The following is a 10,000-nucleotide window of genomic DNA, read 5'->3' as shown; positions in this document are numbered from 1 at the left end:
AACAGTTTTCGCCATCCAACCCCCAGAGCCGAAATAGTTTTATCCCCTGGCCGCATAGAAGCGGGCCAAAAATATCAGGAGTTCTGCTTTGACTTGTATCAGGCCGGTTTTACTGTGCATCTGATTGATCACAGAGGTCAGGGTTTATCGGATCGACACAAGACAGATCGGCATTTGGGTGATGTGGCAGATTTTCAGCATTATGTGCAGGACTTCGCCCTCTGGCTCTCACAGCATATAGTGCCGGCACAACAAGCCCCGCTATTGGGCTTGGCTCACTCCATGGGGAGCGCCATTTTGTGCCGCTACCTGCAGCAACATCATGACCATGGTTTTAGCGGAGCCGTCTATTGCTCTCCTATGTTTGGTATTCAAACCTGGCCTTTACCAACAGCCATGGCAAAAATACTGGTAGCTTTGCTCGCTAAACTACAGAATGCATCCGGTCATACAGAACGCTACTTTCCAGGCCAGAAACCCTATCAGGACAAGGACTTTGAGCGGAATCAACTGACTCATAGCCTGGTGCGTTATCAACAATTTCGCCACCTGTATCAAATACAACCTGAATTGCAATTGGGCGGAGTTTCAGTGCGTTGGTTGCAGCAGTCACTGCAAGCCATAGACGCCTTGCAGCAGGCTGAGGCCCTGTCCTTACCTCAGCTTATTGTTCAGGCTTCAGAAGACAGGGTGGTGGCTAACAAAATGCAACATCAGTACTGGCAGAAACAACAAGGCCAGCCTTGTGAACTGGTAAAGATCCAAGGCGCATTACATGAAATAATTTTTGAAAGCGATCCTCTGCGCAACCAATTACTTGCGGCACTAAACCGGTTTTTTCTTCAGCTCGGACTCTGAATAAGGTTCAGCATGAATAATAACTTCTGCTTGCTTGTACAGAGTCATTAGCTGTTGCTCTGCCTTGTCGACTATCTCATGAGCGGCCAGTAAAGATAAATCATCCTGCAATACCAGACGCAGTTGAATAAAGATATGGGGCCCCGCCTGACGGGTTTTTAATTGCTCCACGGCCAGTACATCGGCTTGTGTTAGTAAGGTTTGCTCTATGCGAGCCAGTTGGTCGGCCGGTAATTGTTCATCCAGCAAATGCTGCAATGCTTCTTTAGCGAGTTCGAAGGCACTGTAGAGCAAATACCCACAAATCAACACTGCAACCAGATTATCCACCCAAAGCAAATTCTGGCTGGCTAAAAACAGCGCGGTCAGAACCAACAAATTCATTAACAAATCACTTCGGTAGTGCAGTAAATCTGCTTTCACCGCCAGTGAGCCGGTGCGCTTTATAATCCAGCGTTGTGCCAGCACTAAGGTCAGGGTTAATCCGGCACACAACACTGTGATCCACATGCCAAAAGCCAATTGCTGTATAGCTTCAGTTTGATTTAACCGACTGAAGGTTTGAGTCAACAGTAGCACTGCAGCTCCGGTTAAAAAAGCAGCCTGTAATAAAGCCATCACAGCTTCGGCTTTGCCGTGGCCAAAGCCATGATTGTGGTCTGCAGGGCGTAAGGCATACCGCAGCACGGCAAAATTTAATACGGATACTAATAAGTCCATAGATGCATCAGTAAAGGACGCCAACACTGAGCTGGAATTCGTTGCCAGCACAGCGCTGAATTTCAACAGCAAAATAGTTAAAGCTATGCTCAATGTCAGATAGCCTGAGCGCTTAACCCAAAGTTGATAGTCGGTATTTTTCGTAGTTTGCGTCATCAAAGTGCCCACCTCTGGCTGTTTTGTCTTCAGCATCCATAGGCATTGTACGCCAATTTTGATACACTCACAGCGCTTAAAAATTTGGAAATTATCATGTTAGACATAGTGTTATATGAACCAGAAATTCCGCCTAATACCGGTAATATTATCCGGCTTTGTGCCAATACAGGCTTTCGTTTGCATTTAATTGAGCCTCTGGGTTTCGCTTGGGATGATAAACGTATTAAAAGAGCGGGTCTGGATTATCACGAATTTGCTGATGTTAAACGTCACGCTAACTTCGCCGCCTTTTTAGCGGACGTGAAACCGACCAGAGTTTTTGCCTGTACCACCAAGGGCAGCAATCACCATAGCGATGCACAGTACCAGTTAGGTGATGCGTTAGTTTTTGGACCGGAAAGTAGAGGTTTACCTGCAGATCTGCTGGCAACTTTACCTAAAGACCAATGGCTACGTATTCCAATGACACCGGATAGCCGCTCAATGAACTTGTCCAATGCTGTCTCAGTGTTCGTCTATGAGTCATGGCGTCAGTTAGGTTATGCCGGAGCAAGGCCCTGAGTTTGCTAAGCTGCCGAGCCTAAAGCTATAGTGTGAACCAGCGTGCTGATTTATCAGTAATTTAAATGAGAGATTGTCAGGGGAATAAATTCAGATGCTGCTGCGTTGCCTTAAATTTTGCCTGGCGCTTTGGCTTGTATTTTGTAGCACGGGTCTTCACGCTTATTTGCAGGTCCAGCCTATGGTGCACTCGCGCCAATCTCAGCATTTGGCGATTGAACTCTTTACTCAGGATAAATCGGGCTTGTTATGGTGGAGCACCAGCACTCAGCTACATCGTTTTGATGGCCATGAACATCAGTCTTATAACTTACCCGCAGAATTACAAACTCAGGCTTTGGTTCAGCTACTGACCTTAGATCAGCACCAATTGTGGTTAGCCAGCGTTGATCAAATCTGGTTATTTGAGCAGCAAAGCGGGCAATTTCGCCAAATTTGGCAAAGTAAAGAACAGATTAAGTCGTTGTTTTTGTCGGATAACGCTGTACCTTTGATACTAACGGAGCAGGAACTCTGGCAATGGTCGGACAATTCGGCTGACGCCACGTTGTTATGGCGCAACAATATGACAACAGCAGCCTGGGTGCAGGGAGTCAGTGACGGTACATCGGTTTGGCTCTGGTCTAAAGAAGCCAGACTGGCACGTTACGATTTGGCCAGCCAAAACTGGCAACATTATGCGCTGAATTTACCGCAACAAACAGATTTGGCGCTTGGACCTGACCAGCAGCTCTGGTTATTGGCACAACACCAAAAACTGTACAGGTTCACTCAACAACAGCTGCAAGCGGTCACAACGCCGGAAAATTTTTATGCGTCGGCGTTGGAGGTAGATCCCCTAGGTCAGGTATGGCTTTTATCTTCGCAAGAGCTTTATTTATACCAACCTGATTCCGGACTTTGGCAAAATCAGGCGTTGGCGCAACCCTGGATGCAGCTGTTTGCAGACCGACACCAGAATATCTGGTTAGCTGATGCCGCTGGTACGCTGGCGCTGGCACAGTTGTCTGCTTTGAATGTGCAGGCCAGCAGGAGCACTACTCTGTGGGACAACAAAAACCAAAACTGGCAGCCAGTACCACAGCAGTTGGTGTTGCTTCACCCTGTCCCGGGACAAATCACTAGCTTAACTTTTCCTTTTGCTCTGGAGCAGGTGAAGAAATTTTGGTATCAACAACAGTATTTTGTCTGGGTTGGTCAACAAATCTGGCGTTTCGACGTGGCGAATGCCCAGTGGATTTTAGCGGAAAAAGAGCCTGTTCTGGATCTCGCTGTTACCCAGGACCAATTCTGGTATCTAACGCATAAGGGTTTATGGCAGTGGGAGCCAGCTTCAGCATCCGCAGTGTTATTAAGCGATCAGGCCAGTTGGTTTTTAGTACGTTTTCAAGCCGGACAGTTATGGCTTGCAGGCAGTAACAGGCTTTACTCCTATCGGCTGGCCGAGCGTCAACTCAATGCATACGGCCTCAATCCATGTGAAAGCTCACCTTGTCTAGATCCGCGGCAAATACAGGATCTGGTCGCAGCGCCAGAGGGGCTGTGGTTGTTGACGCCAGATCAGCTTTACCACTACAAGACTGAGCAAAGCAGCAATAAACTTACTCTTGCATTACAACAGCAATGGCAGGTACCCCGGCAGCAACAGCATCTGCTGATCCAACAGCAACAAGCTTGGTTATGGTCGAAACAACAACTACATCTTATTGATTTAAAAGATAATTCTTTACTGCAATGGCAGCTGAATCAAGGGGAGTACTTATTGCCTTATCAAGCGAAAATTGATCAGGGCAAATTCTTCATTAATAGTTCCATTGGCCATTATCAGGCAGACTTAATTCAACCTAAGCCTCAGCTTACGGTGAATCCGATACGACTGGAGCTGGTGGCAGAAAATGGTCAGCACCTGAAACAACAGGAGCATTTGCTGCAACTGGATAGCTGGGGACCTGAAGTCGAATTCCGTCTAAGCCACTACCCTACAGCAGGCAAACAGTGGAACTACTTTCGTTATAGTTTGGACTATGCCCCAGCTGTCACGCTGAGTTATCCCCAACGCCAGTTTAAACTGCAACTGGGCGACAGCGGACAATACCAATTAAAGATAGAAGCTAGCCAGGACGGTATGACCTGGCAACAGGCCGACCACTATCAGCTGCATTTCAACAGATATTGGTGGATACAACAAAGCTGGTTATGGCTGATGCTGTTTTTGTCCGTCATGATGCTTGCATTATTACTCTGGCGCTACCGGGTTCATCAGAACCGTTTGCATCAGCGACTGGAACAACAACTGATGATCAGTTCCTTGTTCGACAATACTCAGGATGCAGTGTGGTTAGGAGATGAACAGCTGCGGATAGAAAAGGTAAATCAGGCCTTTTGCGAGATCACTGGTTTTACGGCCAAACAAATAGAAGGCCAGACCTTGCAGCTTTACACAGCCCAGGGCCATCAGACCGAGCTGCTGAAAACTATAGTACAACAACTGCAGCAATTCAGTTTCTGGCGTGGCGAAGTCTGGAGCAAAAAAGCCAATGGCGATAATTTCGCCTTGTCATTGGCTATTACTTTGTTGTCAGGTAAGGGAGCACAGGAACCTAAACTCTACCTGGCCATTTTCTCTGACGTAACTAATCGCAAACTAAACGAAAGGGAGCTACGTAAGCTCAGCACCAGAGATCCACTGACTCAATTACCGAACCGTGCTTTATTCCTTGAACATTTGGATAGAGCTTTTTTCAGTTGCAGCAGTCGCTTCCCTCATTTTGCAGTCTTGCTGGTCGACCTGGATCGTTTTGCCAAAATTAATGACTCGCTCGGGCACGACAGTGGTAATCTTTTACTCAAAATGGTCGCGGAGCGACTGCAAAAACTATTGCCTGCTGGTTATATTCTGGCTAAGTTGGGTATAGATGAGTTTGCCATCTTGGTTCCATCTCATTTTAGTCTGGAACAGTTTGACCTGCTACTAAATCGCCTGAGCCTGCAATTACTGTTACAAATTCGCCAGCCTCTACAAATGGGTGATTTAGAAATTACTCTGACCGCCAGTATAGGCATCGCTATTTACCCTGAAGATGGCCGCTCATCCGATATTCTGTTACGCAGTGCTGATACTGCCTTGCACCATGCAAAGCAAATGGGTCGTAACAATGCGCAGTTTTTTAACGACAAAATGCTGCAACGAACTCCCGAATACCTTGCTCTGGAAAGCGATTTGTGGCGTGGTATAGCTCAGGGTGAGTTCAAAGTAGTTTATCAGCCTAAATACAACGTCAGCAGTAATACCATAGTGGGCTACGAAGCCCTTTGCCGCTGGCACAATCCAGCCAGAGGCATGGTGTCTCCTGTGATGTTTATCCCTATAGCAGAGGAGAATGGCGTCATTATTCAGTTGGACAGGCTGGTATTCAGTCAGGTCTGTGCTCAAATTCAGCAATGGCAACAACAAGGCCAAATGCGGGGCCGAGTCGCAGTAAACCTGTCGGTTCAACAATTACAACAACCTGATTTAATTGAATTTTTACAGAAAGAGTTGCAACACTATCAGTTGGACGCCAGTCTGCTTGAATTAGAAATTACCGAAACCGCTATGATGCGTGATGCCGAACATTGCCTTGAAATGATGCATCAGCTTAAAGCTATGGGATTTACGCTGGCACTTGATGATTTTGGTACTGGTTATTCGTCACTAGGCTATCTGAAACGTTTCCCCATAGATACCCTTAAAATCGACCGGGCTTTTATCAAGGACATGGACACATCAGAGCAAGATCGGAATATTACCTCGACCATAATCCGCTTAGCGGGCTATCTGAAAATTGCCGTGGTCGCGGAAGGTGTTGAAACTGAAATGCAGGCTTATTTACTGCATGTCATGGGATGTGAGGTGGTTCAGGGCTACTTATTTAGTCCTCCGGTACAAGCAGAGCAAATCGCTTTGCTGTTGGATAAAGAACCAAAGAATCATAACTAGAAAAGCAAAAGGGTTGGGCTTGCCCTGCCCACCCCACATTCAAACACTGTACAGGCGAAAGCATACAGCCAACAAAGCTGCGCCTTCAAGGACGACACGTCAATAGCCTAAGTAGTTGGTGTTGCAGCGAGAGAGTGCAGGCAACAAAGCTGCAGCGCCAAATACGACGGGTATTTTAGCCTAAGTAATTGAAGTTGCGGCGAGGCGGCAAGAGATTGAGACCCCAGGAGCATAGTTCACTATGTGACCGGGGCGAAAGCTCGCAGCCAACAAAGCTGCGGCTTCAAGGACGACACTTCAATAGCCTAAGTAGTTGGTGTTGCGGCGAGGCGGCAAGAGATTGAGACCTCAGGAGCATAGCAGTCTATGCGACTGGGGCGAAAGCTCGCAGCCAACAAAGCTGCGGCTTCAAGGACGACGGCTATTTTAGCCTAAGTAATTGAAGTTGCGGCGAGGCGGCTAGAGATTGAGACCCCAGGAGCATAGTTCACTATGTGACTGGGGCGAAAGCTCGCAGCCAACAAAGCTGCGGCTTCAAGGACGACGGCTAAATTATTCGTCGCGTTTTTCGCGGCCTAGTAGATCCATCGCCGCCAAACGCGCATCTTTACCCTGATACAGCACCTGATAAATCTGCTCCGTAATAGGCATTTCCACACCGACGCGTTGTGCCAGATTAAACACTTCTTTGGCATTACGGTAGCCTTCCACGACCTGCCCTATAGTCGCCATAGCTTCGTCCACACCTTTGCCTTCACCTAGCAACAAACCAAAACGTCTGTTACGGGATTGGTTATCTGTGCAGGTTAACACCAGGTCACCTAAACCGGCCATTCCCATAAAGGTTTCTTTTTTCGCGCCTAAGGCACAACCTAAACGGCACATTTCAGTTAAACCACGGGTGATTAAAGCGGTACGGGCATTAGCGCCAAAACCAATACCGTCAGCCATACCAGCGCCTATGGCAATAACATTTTTAACAGCACCACCAAGTTGCACTCCAATAAAATCAGGATTGGTATACACCCTGAAAGTTTTGGTGCAATGCAATAAGCTGGACAGAGTGGCAATAAACTCAGGGTCTGTAGAGGACAATGAAATAGCCGTAGGTAAGCCTTTGGCAAGCTCCTTGGCAAAGGTAGGGCCTGACAATACGGCTAAAGACACCTCGTCCCCTAAAATTTCTTTAGCTACATCCTGCAACAAACGACCAGTTTCTGGCTCCAGACCTTTAGTGGCCCATGCCACTCTGGCATTGTGTTGCAGATAGGGTTTGATCTGCTTCAAAGTGTCAGCAAATGCGTGACTAGGGACAGATAACAAGATATCCCGACATGAACCCACAGCATCAGCCAAGTCCGCTGTAACGGCCAAAGAATCTGGCAGTGGAATGTCCGGCAAATAACGCTGGTTCATCCGTTGTTCGGTCATAACCCGGATATCATCCGCGTTCCGGCCCCACAATAAAGTAGGGTTGCCATTTCGTGCCAGCGAAATAGCAAGGGCGGTCCCATAAGAGCCCGCCCCTAACACAGCAATTGCAGCTTTCATTTTAAGAGTGTTGTGTTACGCCTTGCTGGGCCTGAGCTTCAGCCTGACGTTTTTGGATATATTGAGCAAATAAGGCATCAAAATTTACTGGTGCCAGATTCAGTTGTGGGAAAGTACCGCGGTTTACCAGGTTAGACACGGCTTCGCGCGCATAAGGAAATAAGATGTTTGGGCAAAATGAAGCTAACATATGAGCCATTTGCGCATCTTCCAAAGTCGGCAGGCTAAAAATACCAGCCTGCTGCACTTCACATAAAAAAGCAACTTCTTCTTCAATGCGTGCTGTTACAGTCAAAGATAATACTACTTCAAACGTATTGTCTTCCAGTTTGTCGCTTCTGGTATCCAAATCTAACTGAATAGCAGGTTGCCACTCTTTACGAAAAATTGCAGGCGCATTTGGCGATTCGTAAGAAATGTCTTTTACGTAAATACGCTGGATCGCAAATTGTTCAGCAGCTTGTTGTTCGGCCATGATAAATCCTAATTTTTTTATTTAATGATCGGTAGAAAGCCAGCTGCAGTTAAGCAGAGAGCATCGAATTCAGGGTGCCGGCATTCTCCAGTGCAAAAAGATCGTCACAACCGCCCACATGAGTGTCGCCGATGAAAATCTGCGGCACAGTGGTGCGGCCATTGGCACGTTCAATCATGGCTGGACGCAGTTCAGGCTGTTCATCTATTTTGATTTCATCAAATTGTACGCCTTTTTGGCCTAATAACGCCTTAGCGCGAACACAATAAGGACAATAGGCCTTAGTGTAAATAGTGACTTGTGCCATCTTTGCTCCGACTTATTTTTTAACAACTGGCAGGTTTGCGCCCGTCCAGGTATTCATACCGCCCTGCAAAACAAACACCTTGGTGAAGCCTTGTTTAGCTAATGTTGCGGCTACGCCTTGTGCAGACATACCAGCCTGACAGACTACTATGATGGGTGCGTCTTTTTTGTTTTCAAGTCCGGCAGCGGCTTGAGTGTTAATTTGTTCCGCTGTCAGATGACGGGCACCAGTAATATGGCCTTTTTTATAGTCGGCGTCAGTACGTATATCTATGACTGTCGCATCTTCTCTGTTCACCAATAAGGTCAGTTGAGTAGGAGTGATCTGTTTGATTGAAGAGGTTAAAGACTTAATCCAACTGACGACTAAAGCTAAAAATAACGCAACCCAAGCGGCCGTCAGGTAAGGATGATTACTCAAAAAATCAATATATTGCTGCATAAACACCATTCTGTTTTATTTCAGGAGCAAAACTTTGCGGCCGAGTATACCTAGTTTGATAAAAGAATGCAGCACTGAAGCCCTATCCGTACTATTTCGTCACTGTTTTCACAGTAAAAACAAGGTAAGATAGGCCATCAAACAATCTTTAAATGACAAAGCACGGAGCCATGAGTATGCAGCCGAAAAAGCCGTTAGTCTTACTGATATTGGATGGATGGGGATACAGAGAAGAGCGTGAATCCAATGCGATTTTACAGGCCAATACTCCTGTCATGGACAAGTTATGGGCAGAATGTCCTCACACTCTGATTTCAGGCTCAGGTTTGGACGTTGGCTTGCCAGATGGCCAAATGGGTAACTCTGAAGTTGGTCATGTTAATTTAGGCTCAGGCCGGGTTGTCTATCAGGATTTTACCCGTATCACTAAAGCTATTCAGGATGGCGATTTCTTCACTAACCCTGTGCTGGTCGAAGCAACTCAGCAGGCTGTACGCCAAGGCAAAGCAGTACATTTAATGGGCTTGTTGTCCCCTGGCGGCGTGCATAGCCACGAAGATCATATTATCGCCATGATAGATCTGGCCAAACAGCAAGGCGCTACTGAAATTTATCTGCACGCATTTTTAGATGGCCGAGATACGCCGCCACGCAGCGCTGAAGCCTCGTTGCAACGCGTAGAAGATCACTTTAAAGCCATAGGTGTAGGCCAGGTAGCTTCTGTGATTGGTCGTTATTTTGCGATGGATAGAGACAAGCGTTGGGATCGTGTCCAGGCCGCCTACGATTTACTGACTCAAGGTAAAGCGGAGTTTACTGCTACTACCGCAGTAGATGCGTTAAAAGCAGCCTACAGTCGCGATGAAAACGATGAGTTTGTCAAAGCCACAGCTATTAAAAACCCAGCTGGTGATGTGATTAAAATGCAGCAAGGCGACAGCCTGATTTT

9 protein-coding genes are annotated in these 10,000 nt (G+C 46.9%); 4 read left to right on the top strand and 5 right to left on the bottom strand.

Going from position 1 to position 10,000, the window contains the following annotated elements; all coding sequences use genetic code 11:
* Nucleotides 1-858, top strand: an 858-nt coding sequence (locus tag LDL40_RS10065; RefSeq protein ID WP_300995204.1) for an alpha/beta fold hydrolase, incomplete at its 5' end; no start/stop codon positions are given.
* Here LDL40_RS10065 and LDL40_RS10060 read toward each other — a convergent pair.
* The gene (locus LDL40_RS10060) at nt 826-1,734 is read right to left on the bottom strand and encodes a cation diffusion facilitator family transporter (RefSeq protein WP_300995203.1); all 909 of its coding nucleotides are present in this window, start codon (nt 1,732-1,734) and stop codon (nt 826-828) included. The two genes, LDL40_RS10065 and LDL40_RS10060, sit on opposite strands and share 33 nt — an antisense overlap.
* A 96-nt stretch (nt 1,735-1,830) precedes the next feature.
* Between LDL40_RS10060 and trmL the strand changes: the two genes are divergently transcribed.
* The gene (gene trmL / locus LDL40_RS10055) at nt 1,831-2,298 is read left to right on the top strand and encodes a tRNA (uridine(34)/cytosine(34)/5-carboxymethylaminomethyluridine(34)-2'-O)-methyltransferase TrmL (protein ID WP_300995202.1); all 468 of its coding nucleotides are present in this window, start codon (nt 1,831-1,833) and stop codon (nt 2,296-2,298) included.
* A gap of 181 nt (nt 2,299-2,479) precedes the next feature.
* Nucleotides 2,480-6,277, top strand: a complete 3,798-nt coding sequence (locus LDL40_RS10050; RefSeq protein ID WP_300995201.1) for an EAL domain-containing protein — start codon at nt 2,480-2,482, stop codon at nt 6,275-6,277.
* 552 nt (nt 6,278-6,829) lie between these two features.
* Here LDL40_RS10050 and gpsA read toward each other — a convergent pair.
* From gpsA to LDL40_RS10030, 4 genes are read right to left on the bottom strand one after another with little or no spacing between them, the layout of a single operon-like run.
* The gene (gpsA, locus tag LDL40_RS10045; RefSeq protein WP_300995200.1) at nt 6,830-7,828 is read right to left on the bottom strand and encodes an NAD(P)H-dependent glycerol-3-phosphate dehydrogenase; all 999 of its coding nucleotides are present in this window, start codon (nt 7,826-7,828) and stop codon (nt 6,830-6,832) included.
* A gap of 1 nt (nt 7,829) precedes the next feature.
* Complete coding sequence (secB, locus tag LDL40_RS10040) at nt 7,830-8,303, bottom strand: protein-export chaperone SecB (protein WP_300995199.1); 474 nt, start codon at nt 8,301-8,303, stop codon at nt 7,830-7,832.
* A 49-nt stretch (nt 8,304-8,352) separates the two neighbouring features.
* Nucleotides 8,353-8,610: a glutaredoxin 3 gene (grxC, locus tag LDL40_RS10035; RefSeq protein WP_127685103.1), complete on the bottom strand. Its 258-nt coding sequence runs from the start codon at nt 8,608-8,610 to the stop codon at nt 8,353-8,355.
* 12 nt (nt 8,611-8,622) lie between these two features.
* Complete coding sequence (locus LDL40_RS10030; protein ID WP_300995198.1) at nt 8,623-9,051, bottom strand: rhodanese-like domain-containing protein; 429 nt, start codon at nt 9,049-9,051, stop codon at nt 8,623-8,625.
* Nucleotides 9,052-9,227: 176 nt separating this feature from the next.
* Here LDL40_RS10030 and gpmI point away from each other — a divergent pair.
* A partial coding sequence (gene gpmI / locus LDL40_RS10025) for a 2,3-bisphosphoglycerate-independent phosphoglycerate mutase (RefSeq protein WP_300995197.1) occupies nt 9,228-10,000 on the top strand: 773 nt, incomplete at its 3' end.

Source organism: Rheinheimera sp. (genome assembly GCF_020217005.1).
Classification (GTDB): domain Bacteria; phylum Pseudomonadota; class Gammaproteobacteria; order Enterobacterales; family Alteromonadaceae; genus Pararheinheimera.
Note: the sequence above shows the minus strand (reverse complement) of the source record. Positions and strands in the feature narration are given on the sequence as shown.